Source organism: Aminobacter sp. UC22_36, assembly GCF_044056035.1.
Taxonomy (GTDB): domain Bacteria; phylum Pseudomonadota; class Alphaproteobacteria; order Rhizobiales; family Rhizobiaceae; genus Aminobacter.
The window spans coordinates 1908359-1929706 of the sequence record NZ_CP171996.1 but is presented as its reverse complement, the minus strand read 5'-3'; the positions used below and the strand labels follow the sequence as shown (position 1 = coordinate 1929706).

The window sequence follows — 21348 nt, the reverse complement described above, 5'->3', positions numbered from 1 at the left end:
ACCCAGGCATAAAGGATATTCTCGGTCACACACTGGCGCGCGTGACAAAAGGCAGTAATCTCAAGCAGTTCGGAATGATTCAGGCCTGGAGGGACTGCCCATGATGTTTCGAAGACTTGTCACCACTGTGGCCTTGCTGGCCGGAATGGTGGCACTGCCTGTTGTCGCCATGGCCGCCGATGCCTACACCACCGGCAACGTCAATGTCCGCACCGGTCCCGGCACTGGCTACGCCAAGGTCGGCACGCTCTACGAAGGCACGCGGGTCGATCTGCGCGGCTGCGAAAGCAACTGGTGCAACATCCGGGGCGACGGGCTGCGCGGCTGGGTCTCCGCCAACTATCTCTCCGACTATGTCGGCCGCCCGCCGGCCGTGGTCGTGGCCCCGACAATCGTCGTGCGGCCGCCGCATTACCGCCCGCCGCACTGGAACCGGCCGCCACACTGGAATCGCCCACCCAAGCCACGGCCTCCAAGGCCGCGTCCGCCCGGCGCACACTGCAAGATCGCTCCCGGCTTCCCCTGCCCGCGGTGACAACTTCCTGACAGCCTGATGTCAGGAGTACGATTGCTGATCGGCGCGGGTGCCGGCTTTCCGGCATCCGCGCCCTTTCCATTTTAGCTGATACCGCCCATATTTCGCCCATGGCCAAATCTCCTGAAAAGAAATCGCCCGCTTCGGGAAGCGACAACCGTGCCGTGCCGCGCAAGCGCGGCGGCAATGGCGTAACCGACTTCCTCGACGCCTCGGAGCCGTTGCATCGCCCTGGCTTCGGCGAAGCGCCGCAGGCCGAATTTTCAGGCGCGCCGCTTTCAGGCTCGATCGCCGACTGGGCCGATCAGATCGCCAAGGAGGCCGAGAAGCCACAGCCCAAGCCGAAGAAGATCCCAGAGAAGAGTTCGGCGCCGACGCGCTCGTCGCGCGGCACCTCGATGGGTGGCGCTGCTTCGGCCAAGGATCGTGCCGCCGCCGGCCTCAACCCGGTCGCCGGCCTCGACATCTCGCTCGAAGACGCGGCTTCACTGTCCAACTCCGGCGTCACCGCCACCGTAGCCGCTCTGTCGGCGCTGATCGAGAGCGGCAACCCGCTGCACAAGGGCGGCGAAATCTGGGTGCCGCACCGCCCCGCCCGCCCGGACAAATCAGAAGGCGGCATCGCAATCGTCATGCAGTCGGAGTTCGAGCCGGCCGGCGACCAGCCCACTGCCATCAAGGACCTCGTCGAGGGCGTCAACTCGGCCGAGCGCACACAGGTGCTGCTTGGCGTGACTGGCTCCGGCAAGACCTTTACCATGGCCAAGGTGATCGAGCAGACCCAGCGCCCGGCACTGATCCTGGCGCCGAACAAGACGCTCGCAGCCCAGCTCTACAGCGAGTTCAAAAAGTTCTTTCCCGACAACGCGGTCGAGTATTTCGTCTCTTATTACGACTACTTCCAGCCCGAGGCCTACGTCCCGCGCACCGACACCTATATCGAGAAGGAATCGACGATCAACGAGCAGATCGACCGCATGCGCCACTCGGCGACGCGCTCGCTGCTCGAACGCGACGACGTCATCATCGTCGCCTCGGTCTCGTGCATCTACGGTATCGGCTCGGTCGAAACCTATACCGCCATGACCTTCCAGATGGCGGTCGGCGACCGGCTCGACCAACGCCAGTTGCTCGCCGACCTCGTCGCCCAGCAATACAAGCGCCAGGACATCAATTTCGTCCGCGGCTCGTTCCGCGTGCGCGGTGATACCATCGAAATCTTCCCCGCCCACCTGGAAGATTCGGCCTGGCGCATCTCGCTGTTCGGCGACGAGATCGACTCGATCACCGAATTCGATCCCCTCACGGGGCAAAAAACCGGCGATCTCAAATCGGTCAAGATCTACGCCAACTCGCACTATGTGACGCCGCGCCCGACCTTGAATCAAGCCATCAAGTCGATCAAGGAAGAGCTGCAGCACCGCCTGCAAGAGCTTGAAAAGGCTGGCCGTCTGCTCGAAGCACAGCGCCTGGAGCAGCGCACCCGCTTCGATCTCGAGATGCTGGAAGCCACCGGCTCCTGCGCCGGCATCGAAAACTATTCGCGTTATCTCACCGGCCGCCGCCCCGGCGATCCGCCACCGACCCTGTTTGAATACATCCCCGACAACGCGCTCGTCTTCATCGACGAAAGCCACGTCACCGTGCCGCAGATCGGCGGCATGTATCGCGGCGACTTCCGGCGCAAGGCGACGCTGGCCGAATACGGCTTCCGCTTGCCGTCCTGCATGGACAACCGGCCGCTGCGCTTCGAGGAATGGGACGCCATGCGCCCGCTCTCCGTTGCCGTTTCGGCGACCCCGGGCAACTGGGAGATGGAAGAAGCCGGCGGCGTCTTCGCCGAGCAGGTCATCCGCCCGACCGGCCTGATCGATCCGCCCGTCGAAGTCCGTCCGGCCAAGACCCAGGTCGACGACGTCGTCGGCGAGATCCGCGAGACGACCAGGGCCGGCTACCGCACACTGGTCACGGTTTTGACCAAGCGCATGGCCGAGGACCTGACCGAGTACCTGCATGAGCATGGCGTGCGCGTGCGCTACATGCACTCCGACATCGACACGCTGGAGCGCATCGAGATTCTCCGCGATCTCAGGCTCGGGGCGTTCGACGTGCTTGTCGGCATCAACCTGCTGCGCGAAGGCCTCGATATTCCCGAATGCGGCTTCGTCGCCATCCTCGACGCCGACAAGGAAGGTTTCTTGCGCTCCGAGACCTCGCTCATCCAGACCATCGGCCGCGCGGCGAGAAACGTCGACGGCAAGGTCATCCTCTATGCCGACCAGATCACCGGCTCGATGGAACGCGCCATGGCCGAAACGTCGCGCCGCCGCGAAAAGCAGATGCTGTGGAACGAGGCCAACGGCATCACGCCGGAAAGCGTGAAGTCGCGCATCTCCGACATCCTCGATTCGGTCTACGAGAAGGACCATGTCCGCGCCGACATCTCGCAATTCACCGACGAAGCCGGTGCGATGATCGGCAACAACCTCAAGGCCCATCTCGACGCGCTCGAAAAGCAGATGCGCAACGCCGCCACCGATCTCGACTTCGAGAAGGCCGCCCGCATCCGTGACGAGATCAAGCGCCTGCGCGAGATGGAACTCGCCATCTCCGACGACCCGCTGGCCAAGTATGTCGACATGGAAAGCCCGGCTTCCGGCCGCGAAAAAGGCAAGCACAACAAGGGCGTGGCCAAGCATCGCACGGTCGAGGAACAGGAGCGTTTCCGCAAGCTCGACGAGGCGCGTGTCGCTGAAGAAGCCGCCAAGGCTGCCCGGCCGAACCTGTTCCGCAAGCCCGATCTTGACGAAATGGGCGCCGACGGCGCGGTTCCCGCCGGCAAGTCGCTGTTCGTCAAACCTCATATCGACGACATGGGTCCAGGCACCGACATGGCGACGCCCGCCGGCGCCATCTCGCGTTCGCTGTTCAAGAAGCAGTCGGCTGACGAGGCACATGGTGCCGACTATGGCGTGCCGGACGACGCGTCCAAATCGCTGTTCAAGAAAACGGCCTCGACGAGATGACCGTCCGCCGAACAGAGAAGCCTGTCGAGAGCGTCAAGCCGGTCAAGCGGGCCAAGATCGGTGCAGGCTCCTACGAGGATCCGGCCGAAGCAGCGCGCGAGAAGAAACGACCGAGCAAGTCAGGGCGGCCGGGGAAGTAAGCAAAGCGCAGGTTCACTGACAGCGACAAAGAACGATCGCTAGCACCGCCCATCCGTTCGATGCCGCACGAGCCACTCGATATTGCCGCGCGAGATACAGAGATCCTTCAATGCGGCATCGTCCAGGCGCGACAGTCTCCGCGTAGCCCGCCATTCGCTTATGGCCGACGCCGCCGAACTGACTGATACCAGCATAGCGCGGGCGAGCCTGCCACGATGTGAGGCCTTGCCTTGATTTTCGATCATGGTCGTCATGGCCGTTCTCCAAGATTGGGAACAGGCTAACGGTCCGATTTACATAATGATATCGAATGTATATTATGGCATCGATAAGAGGTTCTTATGGCCCGTAATATCGATATCGCCTTGCTGAGGGCATTCTTGGCCGTGGTCGACACCGGCGGGATGACCAGTTCGGCCAAAGTGCTGAACCTCACACAGGCGGCCGTAAGCCAGCAGGTGAAGCGGCTCGAAGACTGTTTCGGCTGCGCACTCTTCGAACGCGACCGCAAGGGACTGAAACTGACGCCAACGGGCCAGCGCCTGGTCGTCCAGGCGCGCCGCCTTGTCCGCAACAATGACGAGGTATGGTCGGCGATGAACGAAGCCGAATTCGAGGGAGAGATCCATCTCGGCATACCTTCCGATTTCGTCCGCTGCTTCGGCGCCCCCATCCTTAGGCAGTTCGACCAGGCTTGGCCGCGCGTGCGGGTGTCGCTGATTTGCGACACAAGCCAGCGCCTGCTTGAAAAGCTCGATGGCGGCGAGGTCGACTTGACCTTCGCGGTGGAGAAAAAATGCGGCCACAATGGCGAGACACTGCTGTCCGACCCACTGGTCTGGGTCGGCGCCAAGGGTGGCCAGGCCTTCGAACGCGATCCGCTGCCCATATCGACAGACGACGAAACCTGCATGCTGCGACCCTTCGCGCTCAAGGCACTGGCAGACCACGGACGCGTCTGGCGCTGGGTCTGCGAAGACAGCAATTTCGATCCCATCCTGGCGACACTCGACGCCGATATTGCGGTAGCACCGCTGCTGGCCTCGACCATACCGCCGGGCTTTGAAATATTAGGCGAGCGGCATGGGCTGCCGTCCTTGCCAAGCTTCTGGATCAATCTCTATCAGCCACATGCAGGCCCGACGCGCCTATCTGCAGAATTGGCACTGCACATACGCGACGTGGTCGGCACCCGTTCGCAGTTGGTTGCGTGATTCAGGTCGTTGTTTGCGGCAGCGCAACCGCACGCCTTCGGCCTGCTTCGGCTCCAGCCGAAAAAATCCTCGCAGACCTTGTCGGATCCGGCCGGCGTCGCTCGTCCTTGCAGCGAGGCATCGGCCGACGACGGCTGCGATGCCCTGAAAGCCGCCGCCACAAGCGGCGATTGGCTCAAGCGAGGAACGGAGACAACAGATGTCGGAAGCTCAAACCCCAGCATACCCCGCCCCGAAGGTCCTTGGCGGCCTGATCGCCTACCTCCAGGTCGACGGCGCCTTCAAGGCCGCCGAGTTCTACAAGCGCGCCTTCGGCGCCGAGCAGGTCTTCGCTTATCCCGCCGACGAGCAGGGCCGGACCATGCACATCCACCTCTACGTCAACGGCAGCTCGATGATGCTGTCCGACGCCTATCCAGAGCACGGCCATGCGCACGAAAAGGCCCAAGGCTACACCATGCAGCTCATCCTCGGCGACGACATCGACGCCTGGTGGAAGCGCGCCGTCGATGCCGGCTGCGAGGTGGTGGTGCCGCTCGACGTCATGTTCTGGGGCGACCGCTGGGGCCAGTTGCGCGACCCCTTTGGCGTCGCCTGGGCGATGAACGCGCCGGTCAAGCCGGCCTGATATTTTGCATTCCGCAGACATGCTGCGCGTCCCCTTCGACGCGCAGCATTCTACTGACCGTCAGTCGTGCGTCTCGCCCGACAAAGGCGTCGCCAACATCGACGGACGCTTCTCGAACGCGTCGAACCAGCATGTCAGCCGCGCCCGCTGGCGAAACGACGGCAGCTCGCGAAACGCCATCCACGACAGCGCTGTCGCCAGTGCGACGTGCCCGACATGCAACGCAGCGTCATCCAGCGCATCTTCGAGCCAGTCATAAGTCGCCTCGATCTTGTCCCTGAAACCCTCGGCCAGCGGCGCATAACGCAGATGCTCGGGCCGCCGCTCCGTCTCCCAGCGCAATCCGATGCCGGTCTGCGCCAGCCCTTGCGCCACCGCTTGCAGCCGCAGCGCCTGCCAGCGCGCCTCGCCCTCTGCGGGGATCAGCTTCGGACCGTCATGCAGCGTGTCGAGATAGGCGCAGATGACGTCGGAATCAAAGACAGGTCCACCATCGGCGCGTAGCAGCACCGGCACCTTGCCCAATGGGTTTTCGGCATAGACGCGCATATTGCGCAAAGTCGGGCTGGTTTCGTGGTGGATCACCTCGAGCTGGCCGGCGATGCCGATCTCATGGGCGAAGACCAGCGCCTTGCGGGCGAAGGGCGAATGGGTCTGGTAATAGAGGATCATCGTTTTCCCGTGCAGGCTGGCGGTCGGCCTTTCTAGCCCCTGGGCGGCGAGAATTGCGCTCTCATTGCGCCTTGCCCTTGCAAGTTCGTTTCGCGCCAGCGTCCCGTTCGATGTGTTTCTGCTTCGCACGCCGCAGCGCCCCAGCTCGCTCCCGCCCCTATGCGATTCCTATAAAACGGCTCCCTTCCCGCTCTCGAATTCACACGCGATGGAGGACTATCTGTCTTCTCATCATGAAGCCAGAAAACATCCCTGCGCTGGCCGACCGTGTCGCCGACATCAGGATCCTGCGCGAGCACCACGTCTGGGCCGCCGCCGACATATTCGACTTCGATGACCTCGACGACAGGTCGCGCCGCAAGTTCAGGGCATTGATGGAGGCCGACGCGCTGCTCGATGCGGTGCTGCTGCTTGCTGCCAGCGCCGAGCCACCACGATCAGTCGAAAGCATCAGCAACCACGCCGGGCATTGGCAATGCCGCATGCGCTACGCCAGCGCGCGCTGCAGCCGGTCGTGCAAGTCCGAACATGCCGACCTCGCCGCTGCGGTTCTCGCAGCACTGCTGGCGAGTTTTCAGCAGCCGTCCACGGCGCGCCGCCGCCGAGCCATCCCTTTCCTCCAGCACGAACGGGCCCACCGCCATGACACCCAAATCCGTGACCACTGACCAGATTCATCCGCGCCTTTTCGGCGCCATATCCGCGCTCCCCACCCCCTTCAGGAACGGCGAAGTCGACCTGAAAAGCCTCGCCGCGCTCGTCGAATGGCAGATCGCAGAAGGCATCAACGCCCTCGTTCCCTGCGGCACCTCCGGCGAAGCCCCGACCCTGTCCTGGCATGAGCGCATCATGGTGATCCGCAAGACCGTGGCTGTATCGAACGGGCGTGTGCCGGTCATCCCAGGCACAGGAACCAACAGCACGGAATCGACAGTCGCCTTCACCGCGGCGGCACGCGATTTCGGCGCCGATGCCGCGCTGATCGTCACGCCCTATTACAACAAGCCGACCCAGGCCGGCATCGTCAGGCATTTCGAGACCATCGCGGCCAAGGTCAACATCCCTGTTATCGTCTACAACGTGCCGGCCCGCACCGGCGTCGACCTGACACCCGCCACCATCGAGCAACTGGCCGCGATCCCGAGTATCGTCGGCTTCAAGGATGCGACCGGCGACCTGTCGCGCCCCATGGCGTTCGCCCAAAGGTTCGGCAACCGCTTCATCTGGTTGTCGGGTCACGACGCCACCGCCTTCGGCTTCAACACCATGGGCGGCAGCGGCACCATCTCGGTGGTTTCCAATGTGGCGCCACGCCTTTGCGTTGCCGTCCACGACGCCTGCCGGCGCGGCGACCCGCACGCGGCGCGCGAAATCCACAACCGGCTGCGTCCGCTCATTGCCGCGCTCGAACTCGAAACCAACCCGGTGCCGGTCAAGCACGCGCTGCATTTGATGGGCAAGATGTCATCCGATGTCCGGCTGCCGCTGGTCGAGGCCGAACCTGGCACGGCGTCCGCGATCCGCGATGCCCTGCCGGTGGTGCTCGACACAGCCCGCGCCCCACAGGCGAACGCTCGGCATTTATGAGATCCGAATGTCTTCGTGCCTTCTCGCCAATCGAATTCTTATGGCGCGGGTATCACATCACCACAGCAATGCCTGGCTCAGCACGACATGCCCCAGGACAATCAGGAAAGGCACACCACAATGGGCACTCTGGCTCGCGACATCCATCCGGCACTTCACTCTCACCGTTTCGTGGTCGGCCGCGATCCCCATGGGCGCTGGGTTGTCAGTGACGAAATGGGCATGGTCGGCGGCATCTTCGCCGACAAGGAATCTGCCGTGCGCTTTGCCCTGAGCGAGAGCGACCACATGCCCGGCGCCGTATTCTGCGCCCCCTGCGAGGTCACGCTCAACCTCGACCCGATCTCCGAGGCAACCGCCAACGGCCGCCACTAGCTAGGCGCACTAGCTCCAATGTGCGAATTCACGCCGCCGGCCCGTCCGTGTTCAAATGCCCTGATGGCCGCCCCCTTCGGGGCCGCCAGTGGGAAAGGAGCAGGTGCCATGGCAGGTCCCGGCACATTCGCCTTCGCAGCAAGCATCCTCGGCACGGTCTTGGCATTTTCGCCAGCCAACGCGGCACCGATGGTATCAGCGCCGGGTGACCCGGCAGCGCTGTCCATCGATGGACTCATCCTGGTCGGCAGCAAGTCGGTCACCGTCTCGAAATCGTCGAGCAAGTCGTCCTCGCGCTCAAGAAGCTGCTCCAACGGCAGTTGCAGCACGGATAGCGACTCCCAGAGCAATTCCGGCACCAGTTCCTCGACCAGCACTTCGACGAGCACCAGCTCGTCGAGCAACTCGAACAGTTCGACAAACTCGAACTGACCTCGATATCGCTTCAGCCAGTTTTCCGTACCAGACCCCAACACCTCACAGGCCCGCTCCGGCGGGCCTTTTTTTATCCCAGCGGCACCGTCAGCCCGACCTTGACCCGGTCCATCGCCACCAACGTACGGAACTTCTTGATGTTGGTATCGGCGAAGAACAGCCGCCGGGTCAGCGCCTCGTATTCGGCCATAGATGCGACCGTCACCACCAGCACGAAATCCGCCTCGCCGGTGACGTAGTAGCATTGCTGCACTTCCGGCGCCGCGGCGAAGCTGGCCTTGGTCGCGTCGAGCAGGCCGATCTGTTCGCTTTCCACCGATATCTCGACGATGACGGTGATCGGCCGTCCGACCCTGTCGGGGTCGATCACCGCGACATTCGCAGCGATGACGCCATTCTCCTCCATGCGCTTGATGCGCCGTTGCACCGCCGGCGCCGAAAGGTGCACCGCCTCGCCGATTTCACGCTGCGGCGTGGCGTTGTCCTGCTGCAGGATGTCGAGGATCTTCAGGTCGAACTCGTCGAGGTCGTTCACTACATTCCTCAAGACGCCACCCTTCACGATACAAACTTGCACCAATACAGCCAGATAAGAGCGCATTTCTCGACGTCGGTGCAATATAAATGCACCGACAGAGGAGACCCCAATGCTCATCCGCAACCAGCACGCCGACTACCAAAAGCCGCTTGAAACGATCGATGCCGAGACCCTTGGCGTTGCCGCCGGCGAAACTGTCGAGCGCTTCCTAGCGCGCCGCCCCAACCACCGCCCGACACCGCTGCGTTCGCTGCCCGCACTCGCCGAGGAATTGGGCCTCGGCGCCATCTACCTCAAGGACGAAGGCTATCGCCTCGGCCTCGGCAGCTTCAAGGCGCTGGGCGGCGCCTATGCGGTCATCCGCTTGGTGCTCGAAGCGGCAGAGCAGGAGCTCGGTCGCCCGATCGACATCGCCGAGCTGCATGACCCCGCAGTCGCGAAAATCTCCGCCACGATGACCTTCGGCTGCGCCACCGACGGCAATCACGGCCGCTCGGTCGCGCAAGGGGCGCAGCTTGTCGGCGCAAGGTCGGTGATCTTCGTCCATGGCGGGGTCAGCGACGCGCGGATCGCTGCCATCGCCCGCTATGGCGCCGAGATGGTGCGCGTCGCCGGCACCTATGACGATTCCGTTGCCGAAGCCGCGCGTGTCTGCGCCGCCAATGGCTGGACCGTTGTCTCCGACACCTCATGGCCGGGCTACGAGCGCATCCCCGGCCTGGTCATGCAGGGCTATACCGCAATCTTCCGCGAAGCGCTGGAAAAGCTGCCGCTCGCTCCGACCCATGTCTTCATCCAGTCGGGTGTCGGCGGCATCGCCGCTGCTGCTTCGGGTTACCTTGCCTGCCGCTTCGGCGCGGCGCGTCCGACCTTCGTGGTGGTTGATCCCGCCCGCGCGGCCTGCATCTTCGAGACCGCACGTACCGGCCAGCCAGCGAAGCTCCAGCATGGCGAACCGACTGTCATGGCGATGCTCGAATGCTACGAACCCTCCCTACTCGCCTGGCGCGTGCTGTCGCGTGTCGCCGACGCCTTCATGACCGTCGAGGACGAGACCGCGATCGAAGTCATGAACCTTCTCGCCCGCCCGCTCGGCCACGACCCGGTGATTGTCGCGGGTGAAAGCGGCGGTGCCGGCCTCGCCGGCCTGCTCGTCGCTGCCCGCAATCCCGAGATGCGCGAAGCCATTGGCCTCGGCGCCAACTCGCGCGTGCTGCTCGTCGTCACTGAAGGCGCCACGGACCCCGACCGCTATCGCGAACTCGTCGGCCTCACCCCGGCTGACCTCATGAGCAACGCTGCCGCCGGCAAGTGACGGAACGAAGCCGGCAATGGCGCTCCGCGCCGATCCACCTTCTCCCACAAGGGGACAGGGCAAGCCCGCTTCGTCCTGCCCCATTTCGCGCCATGCTAGTGCAATGTCCGCCTCGTATCAGCCACGCTCCACGTCTGACATGAGGGCACATCCGAGATGACCTTTTCTGCCACGGCAGTTTCCTCCAGATCGCATTTTCCATCCATGGCCGAGATCAAGCGTATCCTCGTCGAACGCATCGACGAGCAGCGCCAGAGCGTTGGCATCGTCGTCGGCACGTTTGGTCCGGAAGGCCGCGGCATCGTCGCGCATGGCAATTTCGGCGCCTGATTATGCCCGTCCGGTCGATGCCGATACCGCCTTCGAGATCGGCTCGGTCACCAAGGTCTTCACCACGCTTGTGCTTGCCGAGATGGCGGGTCGCGGTGAGGTCGGGCTCGACGACCCGGTCGCCATGTATCTGCCCGCCACGGTCCACATGCCGCAGCGCGGCGGCCACGACATCACCCTGACCGACCTCGCCACCCACACTTCGGGCCTACCGCGCCTGCCCGCCAACCTGGCACCGGCGGACGACGACAACCCCTATGCCGACTACAGCATCGAGCAGATGTACGCGTTCCTGTCCGCCTATGAGCTGCCGCGCGACATCGGCAGCCAGTACGAGTACTCCAATCTCGGCATGGGCCTGCTTGGCCATGTGCTCGCCCGCCGTGCCGGCATGAGCTACGGCGCGCTGGTCCGCGAGCGCATCCTGGCGCCGCTCAACATGCGTTCCACCGCCGACACTCCGGCCGTCTACATGAAGTCGCGGCTCGCCAACGGCCATGACGACAAGCTGATGCCGGTGCTGAACTGGGACCTGCCGACCCTCGCCGGCGCGGGCGCCCTTTTGTCCACTGCCGACGACATGCTGAATTTCATCGAGATGCTGGTGGATGCGCCCTCCTCGCCACTTCATGCAGCCCTCGCCACCACCTTGGCGATCCGGCGCCCGATCGGTGTCGCAACCGACGAGACCGGGCTCGGCTGGGTGATATCGGGCAGTGGCGACAGCCAGATCGTCTGGCACAATGGCGGCACTGGCGGCTATCGCGCCTTCCTCGGCTACATGCCGGCGAAGGGCGCCGGCGTCATCGCGCTCTCCAACACCTCGACCGAAGTCGGTGTCGACGACATCGGCCGGCACCTACTCGACAGCAGTCATCCGCTGGTCCGGCCGCCAAGGGAACGCGTCGCTGTCACGGTCGATCCGGCGATCTATGACGGCTATGTCGGCGACTACCCGCTCAGCCCCGACTTCGTGCTCTCCGTCACCCGCCGGGGCAACGGCCTGTTTGTCCAGGCTACGGGACAGTCGAAGCTGGAAATCCTGCCGGAGAGCGAAACCGCGTTCTTCAGTACCGCTGTCAACGCCCAGATCACCTTCGATGTCGGTGCCGACGGCCGGGCGAAAGGCCTGACCCTGCACCAGAACGGCATCGACCAGCCGGCACCGCGGGTGGCGGCCTAGCTGGCATGCACAGTGGCAGCAGCCCGAAAAAGATTGCACACAAACAAGACCGGCCCTGCCCCACCACAATCGTGATGAGGCAGGAGCCGGCTGAAAGCTCAGCGCTGGGCGGGCGTCTATTCCGCCGCCAGCGCCGGGTGCTGAATGACCGCGGCGGTGTTTTCGCCCTTCTCCGCCTGCGGTTCGGCCGGCTTGTTTTTCGGCTCACGGCCGAAGAACAGCGCATAGCCGGCCGGCAGCACCAGGATCGTCAGAACCGTCGCCACCAGGATGCCGCCCATCATCGAATAGGCGAGCGGGCCCCAGAACACGCCCCAGGAAATCGGGATCAGCGCCAGCACCGCCGTCATCGCGGTCAAGACGATCGGCCGGAAGCGGCGCACCGCAGCGCCGATGATCGCCTCCGAACGCTCCATGCCCGCCGCGATGTCCTGGTCGATCTGGTCGATCAGGATGATCGAGTTGCGGATGATGATGCCGAGCAAGGCGATGACACCGAGAATGGCGACGAAGCCGAACGGCGCGCCTGAGATCAACAGTGCCGCGGCCGCCCCGATGATGCCGAGCGGACCTGTCGCCAGCACCAGCATCGCCTTGCCGAAGTGCTGCAGCTGGACCATCAGCAGGAGCACGATGACGAGCAGCATCACCGGCGCCTTGGCGGCGATCGACGCCTGGCTTTCGGCCGCATCCTCGGCACCGCCCTGGATCTCGACCTTGTAGCCGGCAGCCAGGCTGTCGCGCAGCGGCTTGAGGTCGCGGAACAGCTTCATCGCCACGTCGTTGGGCTGGATGCCGTCGGGCAGCGTCGCCCGCACGGTGATCGTCGGCAGGCGGTCGCGGCGCCATTCGATGCCTTGCTCCATCACCGGCACCACCTTGGCCACCTGCGACAGCGGCACGAAACCGCCGAAGTCGGTCGGGATGTAGACCGAGTTGACCGCGGTCAGCAGGTGACGGTTGGCCTCCGGCTCGCGAGCGACGATCGACACCGTCTCCTCGCCGTCGCGGAAGTTGTCCAGCGGTGCGCCCTGCATTGTCGCCTGCAGCATCTGGCGGATACGCTGCGAGGAAACGCCCAGTGCCCGCGCCCTGTCCTGGTCGACGATTAGCTTCATCCCCGGCACCTGCTCCAGCCAGTCGTCGTGGATGGCGGCGAGTTCGGGGGTTGCGGCAAACTTCGCCTTGACCTCGTCGGCAATGCGGCGAACCTCGGCCCGATCGGGACCGGTCACGCGCAGCTGCACCGGCCAGCCGGTCGGCGGCCCGAGGAACAGGCGATCGACCTTGCCGCGGATCGAGGGGAAATCCTCGGCCAGGATGCCGCGCAGCTTGACGATCAGCCGCTCGCGCGCCGGCTCGTCATTGGCCATGATCAACAGCTGGGCGTAGTTCGGGTTGCGCAGCTGCTGGTCGAGCGGCAGGAAGAAGCGTGGCGCGCCCTCGCCGATATAGGTGGCGATGAACTTCTTGTCCGGATCGGCCATCATCTTGGCTTCCAGCGCCTCGGCCTGCTTTTCGACCTCCTTGATGCTGGTGCCCTCGGGCAGCCACAGGTCGACGAGGATTTCAGGCCGCGACGACTGCGGGAAGAAGTTCTGCGGAATGAACTGGAAGGCAAACAGCGAGCCGAAGAACGTCACCAGCGTCATGACAAGCACGATGATGCGGTGGCGCACGGCCCAGCTCACCGTCGCGCGCAGGCGGCGGTAGAAGTTGGTGTCGAAGGCATCGTGATGGCTGCCGGCATGCTGGCGCTGCTTCAGGATCATGTTGCCGAGCCATGGCGTGAAATAGACCGCCACGAACCAAGAGATCACCAAAGCGATGCCAACAACGTAAAACAGCGAGCGGACATATTCGCCCGCCGTGGATTCGGCGAAGCCAACGGGGATGAAGCCGGCGGTGGTGATCAGCGTGCCGGTCAGCATCGGGAAGGCCGTCGACGAATAGGCAAAGGAAGCCGCCTCGACCTTGACCAGTCCCTCCTCGAGTTTCCGCTCCATCATCTCGACCACGATCATCGCGTCGTCGACAAGCAGTCCGAGCGCGATGATCAGCGCGCCGAGCGAAATGCGCTGCAGGTCGATGCCGAGCTGGTACATGACGGCGAAGGTCGCAGCGAGCACCAGCGGGATGGTGATCGCGATAACCAGGCCCGAGCGCCAGCCAATCGACAGGAACGATACCACCAGCACGATCAGCAGTGCTTCGATCAGCGCCTTCATGAACTCGCCGATGGCTTCTGTCACCACTTCCGGCTGGTTGGAGATCTGGTCGACCGAAACGCCATAGGGCAGCGCTTCCTCGAAGCGCTTGTAGGTCTCCTCCACGGCCTTGCCGACGTCGGTGACCTTGAAGCCCTTGGCCATCACCACCCCGACCTGGACGCTGTCCTGGCCGTTGTAGCGGAACTTGCGCTGGTAGGGATCCTCAAGCCCCGTCGTCACCGTGGCGATGTCGCCGAGGCGGGTAACCTGGTTGCCGGCGCGCAGACGCAGTTCGCGGATGTCGGCTGTCTTGGACAGGTCGCCTTCGACCGAGATGCGCACCGAATGCGTGCCGGTGTCGACAGCGCCCGCCGGGTCAATGTTGTTCTGGCCGGCGATTGTGTTGCGCACGTCGTTCAGCGTCAGGCCGCGCTCGGCCAGCGCCTTGGAGGAGACGTCGATGTAGATGCGTTGCGGCTGGTCGCCGAGGATGACGGCCTTTTCGACGCCCGGCGTCGTCAGCAGCATGTCGCGCGCCTTGATCGCCAGCGCCTTGAGCTCGGGATAGCTGTAGCCCTCGCCCGCGATCGAATGCAGCGTGATGAAGGTGTCGCCGAACTCGTCGTTGAAATAGGGCCCGAGCAGGCCTTGCGGCAGCTCGCTCGAGATGTCGCCAACCTTCTTGCGCACCTGGTAGAACGCGTCCTTCACCTCGGCGGTGTTGGTGTCGCCCTTGACCTGCACGGTGATGATGGCGCTGCCGGCACGCGTGTAGGATTTGACCCAGTCGAGATGCGGCGTTTCCTGCAGCTTGCGCTCGATCTTGTTGACGACCTGGTCCTGCATTTCCTCGATCGAGGCACCCGGCCACACCGCCTGCATCACCATGACGCGGAAGGTGAATTCCGGGTCCTCGCTCTGGCCCATGCGCATCAGGCCGAGCGCGCCGGTGATGATGATCAGCCCGAACAGGAAGCGTGCGATGCTTGGATGCCCGATCGCCCAGCGCGACAGGTTGAAGGGCTGCTTGTTCTGGCTGGAATTGTCCATGGCCGTGGTTCCACGCTGGCGCACGCGACCGGTATCCGGCACAGCAGATGCGCAGGTTCAATTTTGGATGGCGGTCGCGGCGGCCCATCGGCCGCCGTCACGAGGCATTGTTTAGCGAATTGCCGCGGTGGCTTCGTTCGACGCGGCACGCTGCTCCGGCGTCGGCAGCTTGACCTTGAGGTTTTCGGCCATGAACTGCGTTCCGGCGGCGACAACGATGTCGCCCGGCTTCAGCCCGTCGGCGACCTGGACGCCGGCGTCGGCGAAGCTCGCGACCTTGATGCCACGCGCATGCACCTGTTCGTCATTGACGACCCAGACGATGTCCTTGCCGTCCTGCTTGGCCAATGCGCTGAGCGGGATCGAAACGAATTCCTTGCCGTTGTTGACCGACGCCGCGATGGTCGCACTCATGCCGAGCAGCACCCTGTTGTCGTCGGGGAGGCTGACGCGCACCGAAAACGTCCGCGACTGCACATCGGCACTGCCGGCAACCTCGCGCACGGTGCCGTCGAGCACCAGTCTGTCGTCGGACCAGAAGCTGACCTTGACCGGCTTGCCGGGCTGGAACTGGGCGATCTCCAGCTCGGGAACGGCGATCTGCACTTCCTTGTCGCCGTCGACAGCGACAGCGACGACGGGCGTTCCAGCGCCAACCACCTGGCCGGCATCGGCGTTGACTGCTGTGACGATGCCGTTCTGGTCGGCACGAAGCTCGGCATAACCGACCTGGTTCCTGGCCTGGCGCAGCGAAGAAAGCGCTGCGTCGCGCTGCGACGAGGCCTGCTTGTAGGCAAGCGATGCCTGCTCGCGCTGGGCTTCGGATGCGAACTTCTTGGCAAATAGCTGCGCTGCGCGATCATCGACCAGGCGCGCGGTCTCGACCTGCTTTTCGGCTGCCTGCAGATTGGCTTCCGCAGTGCTGACGCCAAGCTGGTAGTCGGTCGCATCGATGCGGGCGAGCAGGTCGCCCGACTTCACCTTGTCGCCGATATTGACCACCCGTTCGGTGATCTTGCCGGCGACGCGGAAGCCGAGATTCATCTCGGTTCGCGCCTTCACGGCACCCGAATAGTCGAGCTCGCGGGTTGTGCCCATACTGGCGATCTCGACAACCTTGACGGGGCGGATCGCCTCGACCGTCTCGGTCTTGGCTTCGGAGCAGCCGGAAAGGCCAACGCCAAGCAACGACACCAAAGCCAAGCTGGCAAGAGGACGCAGGTTCGCATTGAAGGTTTTGAACGAAATCATCGTTCGCACTCCTGGTTGTCTATTGATCTTGATGTCGGCCCGCTGGCCGCCTGTTACTTCAGCGCCCTCAGGGCGTATTCCGTAAGTTCTTCGTAGGTCGCGCGGTTCGGCTTGTTGACGCACTGCGACACCATCTGCGGATGGCACAGTGTCGCCGTCGCAGCACCAAAGCAGCGCGCGGCTATCTGAGGGTCCTGCTTGGAGAACTCGCCGGCGGCGATGCCCTGGGAGATGACTTCCGCCATCAGGTCATGAAGCCGGTCAATGTGTTTTTCGATGACGTGCCAATCGCGCTCCAGCGCAACGACGACCATCTCATGCACCTTTTCCTGGTCGAGCATGGTCTCGACGGTCAGCTTGTGCTGGGCATAGATGAAGCGGCGCAAGCGCTCGGTGGCGCTGCCTTCGGCGCGCAGGATTTCGCAGGCCATCTGATAGACGGCACCAAGCATGCGGCCGCAGATCGCCTGGTGGATTTCGACCTTGGAGGCAAAGAAGCGGTAGATGTTGGCCGGCGACATGCCGAGGTCGCGGGCGATGTCGGCGACATTGGTCTTGGTGTAGCCGTAGTGCCTGAACAGCCGCTCGGCGGAATCGAGGATGCGCCCGACAGTTTCCTGTCGCGCCAGATCCACGGGGCTTTCGGCTACATCGCTCATTTCGGGCTGCTCGATTTTACGACTGACGATTTTCAAATTTCGTCATTCGTAAAACGTAAATCGCCCGCCGTCAATCCGCTGCACTGCAAAAACTGACATAAGCTGCCATCGGGCAGGAAGCTGCCAGCCCGATACGCCCACCCACTTGGGCGTCACCCCTGGGAGTTGGCAAGGCGGCAAACACTCCGCAAGCCGGTTATGGAGACTGCCATTTTCTGCTACAGTGCATGTCTTCTGGGAACGGTGCCAAACGTTCCGGTGTGCCATTCAGCGAACCCACCGGAATGAACCCGCAAACGACTTGCCGAGCTTGCAAACGCAAGGAGGTGAAGATGCCGGCCGTCACATGGACACTCAAGGGACGTGAATTCCTGCACTGCAACTGCGCCTATGGCTGCCCGTGCCAGTTCAATGCCCTGCCCACCCAGGGCCACTGCCGCGCCATCGGCGCCATCGATATCGAACAGGGCCATCATGGCGCGACCAGTCTCGATGGCCTGCGCATTGCCATGATCGTGGCCTGGCCCGGGGCGATCCATCATGGCCACGGGCAAGTTGTTGCGATCGTCGACGAACGGGCGACGCCTGACCAGCGGGAGGCGCTGCTCCGGATCATGACCGGTGAGGACACCGAACCGGGCGCGACCTTCTTCCAGGTCTTTTCGACGACCTTCGACAAGGTTCACGACCCCGTCTTTGCCAAGATCGACATTCAGGTCGACATCGACGGGCGCACCGCCCGTGTGAACATTCCCGGCGTCATGGACGCACGCGGCGAGCCGATCCTGAACCCGGTGACTTCGGAGACCCACCGCGCCCGCATCAATCTTCCCAACGGCTTCGAATACACTGTCGCCGAAGTCGGGCGTGGCTGGGTCAAGACGTCGGGCGCGATCGAGCTCGACCTCAACGATTCGCATGCGCATTTCGCCCAGATGCACATGACTGAAAGCGGGGTTGTCCGCGCAACCCCATGAGCACTTCCCGCCTCGAGCTGATATTGAGGCGAGATCGGGCCGTCGTTCTCGGCGCCATCGCTGCTGTTGCCGCTCTGGCGTGGGCCTATGTGATCTGGCTTGCCGCGAACATGGGGGCAGCGCCCACTGCGGGCCCCGACATGCCCGGGATGACAATGCCCGGGATGACCATGCCAGGCATGGAGATGGGCACTGTGCTCGCCCCCGCCCTGCGCGGCTGGAGCGTTGGCGATTTCGCCTTCATGTTCGCCATGTGGGCCATCATGATGGTCGGCATGATGCTGCCTTCAGTGGCGCCGATGCTGCTGATCTATGCCGGTGTCGCGCGCCAGGCTGGCTCGCGCGGCAAGCCCTTCGCCGCCACCGCATGGTTCGCCACCGGCTACCTGCTGGCCTGGACAGCTTTCTCCATGCTCGCCACATCAGCGCAATGGGCGCTCGAAAGCGCCCTGTTGCTGGCGCCGATGACCGGCATCGGCGCCAAGCTCGGCAGCATTGTGCTCATCGTGGCCGGGGTCTACCAGTGCACACCGCTCAAGGACGTCTGCCTGTCGGCCTGCCAGAGCCCGCTGCAGTTCATCATGCGCCATGGTGGCTTCCGCCCGGACCCGCTCGGTGCGATGAACCTGGGCGCGGAACACGGCATCTACTGCATCGGCTGCTGCTGGGCGCTGATGGCGATCCTGTTCGTCATCGGCATCATGAACCTGCTTTGGGTCGCGGCGATCGCCGCCTTCATCCTGCTGGAAAAACTCGTCGCTCCCGGCCGCCTGCTGTCACGGGCGGCCGGTGCCACGCTGATCGTCGCCGGTGCATGGATGCTGTTCTTGAACTAGAGCAGCTTGTACATCACCGTCGTCGCATCGAGCCGGCCGCTGCCAAAGGGATCGCGCGCATAGGCCGGGATCACCCCGGCCGTCTTGTAGCCGAGTGCCGTGTACAAAGGCTCGGCATTGTCGCCGGTGCGTGTATCAAGCGTCATCAGGCTGCGTCCCAGGTCCCGCGCCCGCGCCTCGAGCTCCCGCATCAGCAATTGCGCGATGCCCTGGCGCCTGAAGTCGGGATGCACCATCAGCTTGTTGACGTCGGCGCGGTGCGGCTGGTTGGGCATGGTATCGCAGCCGAGCTGCACGGTGCCGGCGATCCGCCCGTCCTTGCTGGCCACCAGCACGATCCGCGTCCCTTCGCGCACGCCAGATAGCACCTTGTCGCGCCAGAACGCCTCGGCCTCGCCTTGTGAATAGGGTAGCACGAAGCCGATGCTCGCGCCGTCATGCACGCAGGCATGCAGCAGCGCGCCAAGCTCGCCGAGATGGCTTGCGATGTCGTCGGCGGAAAAAGTCGAGATGGCGGTGGTCATGATGCCTCACACAACGAAAAGAAAGTATTTAGCGCCGGCGCCGGCCGACGTGGCAAAGGCGCTCGGGCCGAACAGCTGGTAGCGCAGGCAGTCGCCCGGCCGCAGCTCATGGGCCCTGCCGTCGACAGTCACCTGGAGCTGCCCATCGACCAGCACCAGATGATGCTCGAGCCCCGGCCGCGGCGGCGCGTCATAGGTGATCGTGACGGCGGCATCGAGCTCGCATTCCAGCGCCTCGCCGGCCAGCGTCTGCGCCGGCGGCGAAATCGAACGGCGGCGAAAGCCGATTTCCGGGTCGGACCAGATCGCCTGCTCGTCGCGGCGCACCAGCGGTGCGAACTCGCCTTCGACCATGTGCATCAGCCGCGACATGGTCAGGCCATAGGCGGCGCACAGCTTGCCGAGCACGCTCGCCGTCGGGCTGACCTCGGCATTTTCCAGCCGCGACAGCGTCGCCCGACTGACGCTGCTGCGCTTGGCCAGTTCATCCAGCGGCCAGCCGCGCTCGGCCCTGAGCGACCGCAGCCGCTGGGCAATACGCCGGTCGATGCCGGCTTCGTCAAAGAGTGAAATTTCCATATGTGAGAAATATTCTCACAACAGAGATCAAGTCAAGCGCTTCGTGACGGCGTTGTCTGGCAGGCTAGGCCTGGTCGGCCGAGACGATGAACGGCGCAGCAGATTCCGCCGGCAGCCCGCACAGCAGCAATTGCCGGAACAGCGCGTCGACCTCGGCTGGAGCCATCTCCGGCCGATGCTCGAACCACCAGCGCAGCGTCGTGTTGAAGGTCGCCACCACGTGCTGGATCGCCAGTTCGCGCGGCAGCCCACCGACGGGACCGGCGCTCATCGCCTGGCGCAGGACATCGGCCAGCACCTTGTCCACCGCCTCGCGCAAGACCGCGCCGCCATGGCCGCCGGCAAGTGCCGCCTGCACGTCGGCATATTCGCTGACATGTTCGAACAGCGCCCGCGCCGGATCCCAGCCGGCTGCATGGCTGCTCGCCTGCCCTTGCTGGACCTCGACCAAAAGATCGCGCAGCCGGTCGAGGCTGCGCTGCAGCAGGTCGTCCTTGGAGGTGAAATGCGCATAGAAGGTCGAGCGCCCGACATTGGCCTCGGCGAGGATGTCCTCGACGGTGATTGCGGCGTAGTCCTTGCGCCGGATCAGTGCCACCAGCGCGTCGTAGAGGGCCGTGCGTGTCCGCGCTACCCGGCGATCGATGCCCATTGCCGTCTCCGATTTTTCCGGACGTTGCCTGCCACCAGTCCGTTTCGGAACTCTGGCCGCTCCACTGTCCGGCAATTTCCGAACACCGTGTTCGGTATCGTGATAGCTCGGGCGCCTTCCGTCAATCCAGGAGAATTTGCCATGACAACTGCCCCTTCGACGCCGGCGATCTCGGTCAACACCCACCTGCGCGTGGCGACAAGCGCATTGTTGCTGCTTGCGCTGACCTCGCTGCATCATGCCTATGGCGCCGCCGCCTTCGGCACACCCTGGCGCCTGCACGTCCTGGTTTTCGTCGTGCCCGCAGCGATCGTCATCGCCGTCCTGCTCTATGCTGGCTGGGTTGCCTCGAACGGGCAGTCGGCGCGTCTGCTGACCTGGGCCGCGGCGGCAATCGTCTTTGTCGTCCCCATCGTCCTCGTCGGCTATGTCGAGGGCGGCTACAACCATGTCGTCAAGAACATCGTCTATTTCGGCTTCGGCGAAGCGGCCTTCCACGCCATCTTCCCGACCCCGCCCTACGAGATGCCGAAGGACCTGTTCTTCGAGGTCACGGGCATAGCCCAGTTCCCACTTTCGGTGCTGACTACTGTCGTGACCATTCGCATGCTCAGGAGCTTCGGGAAATGAC

Annotated in this window: 23 protein-coding genes; 13 read left to right on the top strand and 10 right to left on the bottom strand. The window is 64.0% G+C overall.

Annotated elements, in window-relative coordinates:
* Window positions 1-100: 100 nt before the first annotated feature.
* Both ACHMW7_RS12665 and uvrB read left to right on the top strand, forming a co-directional pair.
* Window positions 101-535 (top strand): SH3 domain-containing protein, encoded by a 435-nt coding sequence (locus tag ACHMW7_RS12665; RefSeq protein ID WP_395450570.1) that lies wholly within the window; start codon window positions 101-103, stop codon window positions 533-535.
* A 110-nt stretch (window positions 536-645) separates the two neighbouring features.
* Window positions 646-3561: an excinuclease ABC subunit UvrB gene (gene uvrB / locus ACHMW7_RS12660; protein WP_395450569.1), complete on the top strand. Its 2916-nt coding sequence runs from the start codon at window positions 646-648 to the stop codon at window positions 3559-3561.
* A 179-nt stretch (window positions 3562-3740) separates the two neighbouring features.
* On the opposite strand, the gene ACHMW7_RS12655 is transcribed toward uvrB, so the two are convergent.
* Window positions 3741-3956, bottom strand: coding sequence for a hypothetical protein (locus ACHMW7_RS12655; RefSeq protein WP_395450568.1), 216 nt, complete (start codon window positions 3954-3956; stop codon window positions 3741-3743).
* An 87-nt stretch (window positions 3957-4043) separates the two neighbouring features.
* On the opposite strand from ACHMW7_RS12655, the gene ACHMW7_RS12650 reads away from it, so the two are divergent.
* Together ACHMW7_RS12650 and ACHMW7_RS12645 are read left to right on the top strand one after the other, a co-directional pair.
* Window positions 4044-4916 carry a LysR family transcriptional regulator gene (locus ACHMW7_RS12650; protein WP_395450567.1) on the top strand — a complete coding sequence of 291 codons (873 nt, stop codon included), beginning with the start codon at window positions 4044-4046 and terminating at the stop codon, window positions 4914-4916.
* A gap of 199 nt (window positions 4917-5115) precedes the next feature.
* Window positions 5116-5544 (top strand): VOC family protein, encoded by a 429-nt coding sequence (locus tag ACHMW7_RS12645; RefSeq protein ID WP_395450566.1) that lies wholly within the window; start codon window positions 5116-5118, stop codon window positions 5542-5544.
* A gap of 60 nt (window positions 5545-5604) precedes the next feature.
* Here the strand turns inward: ACHMW7_RS12645 and ACHMW7_RS12640 are convergent, their stop codons facing one another.
* Entirely contained in the window at window positions 5605-6216 is a 612-nt protein-coding gene (locus tag ACHMW7_RS12640; RefSeq protein WP_395450565.1) for a glutathione S-transferase family protein, read from the bottom strand.
* 233 nt (window positions 6217-6449) lie between these two features.
* Between ACHMW7_RS12640 and ACHMW7_RS12635 the strand changes: the two genes are divergently transcribed.
* The 3 genes from ACHMW7_RS12635 (at window position 6450) to ACHMW7_RS12625 (ending at window position 8178) form a co-directional block, all read left to right on the top strand.
* On the top strand, window positions 6450-6884 hold the full coding sequence (locus ACHMW7_RS12635; protein ID WP_395450564.1) for a hypothetical protein: 435 nt from the start codon (window positions 6450-6452) through the stop codon (window positions 6882-6884).
* Complete coding sequence (gene dapA / locus ACHMW7_RS12630) at window positions 6859-7803, top strand: 4-hydroxy-tetrahydrodipicolinate synthase (protein ID WP_395450563.1); 945 nt, start codon at window positions 6859-6861, stop codon at window positions 7801-7803. Before ACHMW7_RS12635 ends, dapA begins: the two co-directional genes overlap by 26 nt.
* A gap of 120 nt (window positions 7804-7923) precedes the next feature.
* Window positions 7924-8178, top strand: a complete 255-nt coding sequence (locus ACHMW7_RS12625; protein ID WP_395450562.1) for a hypothetical protein — start codon at window positions 7924-7926, stop codon at window positions 8176-8178.
* Here the strand turns inward: ACHMW7_RS12625 and ACHMW7_RS12620 are convergent.
* The gene (locus tag ACHMW7_RS12620; RefSeq protein ID WP_395450561.1) at window positions 8175-8654 is read right to left on the bottom strand and encodes a hypothetical protein; all 480 of its coding nucleotides are present in this window, start codon (window positions 8652-8654) and stop codon (window positions 8175-8177) included. The genes ACHMW7_RS12625 and ACHMW7_RS12620 overlap by 4 nt on opposite strands.
* A gap of 29 nt (window positions 8655-8683) precedes the next feature.
* Entirely contained in the window at window positions 8684-9148 is a 465-nt protein-coding gene (locus ACHMW7_RS12615; RefSeq protein WP_395450560.1) for an Lrp/AsnC family transcriptional regulator, read from the bottom strand.
* A gap of 112 nt (window positions 9149-9260) precedes the next feature.
* On the opposite strand from ACHMW7_RS12615, the gene ACHMW7_RS12610 reads away from it, so the two are divergent.
* From ACHMW7_RS12610 to ACHMW7_RS12600, 3 genes are all read left to right on the top strand, one after another.
* A complete protein-coding gene (locus tag ACHMW7_RS12610; RefSeq protein ID WP_395450559.1) occupies window positions 9261-10466 on the top strand; it encodes a diaminopropionate ammonia-lyase in 1206 nt (401 codons plus the stop codon).
* Window positions 10467-10670: 204 nt separating this feature from the next.
* Complete coding sequence (locus ACHMW7_RS12605) at window positions 10671-10796, top strand: hypothetical protein (protein ID WP_395450558.1); 126 nt, start codon at window positions 10671-10673, stop codon at window positions 10794-10796.
* Complete coding sequence (locus ACHMW7_RS12600) at window positions 10777-11979, top strand: serine hydrolase (RefSeq protein ID WP_395450557.1); 1203 nt, start codon at window positions 10777-10779, stop codon at window positions 11977-11979. Before ACHMW7_RS12605 ends, ACHMW7_RS12600 begins: the two co-directional genes overlap by 20 nt.
* A 116-nt stretch (window positions 11980-12095) precedes the next feature.
* Here ACHMW7_RS12600 and ACHMW7_RS12595 read toward each other — a convergent pair whose 3' ends face one another.
* The 3 genes from ACHMW7_RS12595 to ACHMW7_RS12585 form a co-directional block, all read right to left on the bottom strand.
* On the bottom strand, window positions 12096-15239 hold the full coding sequence (locus ACHMW7_RS12595) for an efflux RND transporter permease subunit (protein WP_395450556.1): 3144 nt from the start codon (window positions 15237-15239) through the stop codon (window positions 12096-12098).
* A 111-nt stretch (window positions 15240-15350) separates the two neighbouring features.
* Entirely contained in the window at window positions 15351-16490 is a 1140-nt protein-coding gene (locus ACHMW7_RS12590) for an efflux RND transporter periplasmic adaptor subunit (RefSeq protein ID WP_395450555.1), read from the bottom strand.
* Window positions 16491-16543: 53 nt separating this feature from the next.
* Window positions 16544-17149: a TetR family transcriptional regulator gene (locus ACHMW7_RS12585; RefSeq protein WP_395450554.1), complete on the bottom strand. Its 606-nt coding sequence runs from the start codon at window positions 17147-17149 to the stop codon at window positions 16544-16546.
* A 332-nt stretch (window positions 17150-17481) separates the two neighbouring features.
* On the opposite strand from ACHMW7_RS12585, the gene ACHMW7_RS12580 reads away from it, so the two are divergent.
* Both ACHMW7_RS12580 and ACHMW7_RS12575 read left to right on the top strand, forming a co-directional pair.
* A complete protein-coding gene (locus tag ACHMW7_RS12580; protein ID WP_395450553.1) occupies window positions 17482-18126 on the top strand; it encodes a DUF1326 domain-containing protein in 645 nt (214 codons plus the stop codon).
* The gene (locus ACHMW7_RS12575; protein ID WP_395450552.1) at window positions 18123-18962 is read left to right on the top strand and encodes a DUF2182 domain-containing protein; all 840 of its coding nucleotides are present in this window, start codon (window positions 18123-18125) and stop codon (window positions 18960-18962) included. Before ACHMW7_RS12580 ends, ACHMW7_RS12575 begins: the two co-directional genes overlap by 4 nt.
* On the opposite strand, the gene ACHMW7_RS12570 is transcribed toward ACHMW7_RS12575, so the two are convergent.
* The 3 genes from ACHMW7_RS12570 to ACHMW7_RS12560 all read right to left on the bottom strand — a co-directional run bounded on the left by ACHMW7_RS12570 (window position 18959) and on the right by ACHMW7_RS12560 (window position 20717).
* Window positions 18959-19486, bottom strand: coding sequence for a GNAT family N-acetyltransferase (locus ACHMW7_RS12570; protein WP_395450551.1), 528 nt, complete (start codon window positions 19484-19486; stop codon window positions 18959-18961). The genes ACHMW7_RS12575 and ACHMW7_RS12570 overlap by 4 nt on opposite strands.
* Window positions 19487-19492: 6 nt before the next feature.
* Entirely contained in the window at window positions 19493-20065 is a 573-nt protein-coding gene (locus ACHMW7_RS12565; RefSeq protein WP_395450550.1) for a helix-turn-helix domain-containing protein, read from the bottom strand.
* Window positions 20066-20129: 64 nt separating this feature from the next.
* Window positions 20130-20717, bottom strand: a complete 588-nt coding sequence (locus ACHMW7_RS12560; RefSeq protein ID WP_395450549.1) for a TetR/AcrR family transcriptional regulator — start codon at window positions 20715-20717, stop codon at window positions 20130-20132.
* A gap of 141 nt (window positions 20718-20858) precedes the next feature.
* On the opposite strand from ACHMW7_RS12560, the gene ACHMW7_RS12555 reads away from it, so the two are divergent.
* The gene (locus ACHMW7_RS12555; RefSeq protein WP_395450548.1) at window positions 20859-21347 is read left to right on the top strand and encodes a hypothetical protein; all 489 of its coding nucleotides are present in this window, start codon (window positions 20859-20861) and stop codon (window positions 21345-21347) included.
* Window position 21348: the final 1 nt, after the last annotated feature.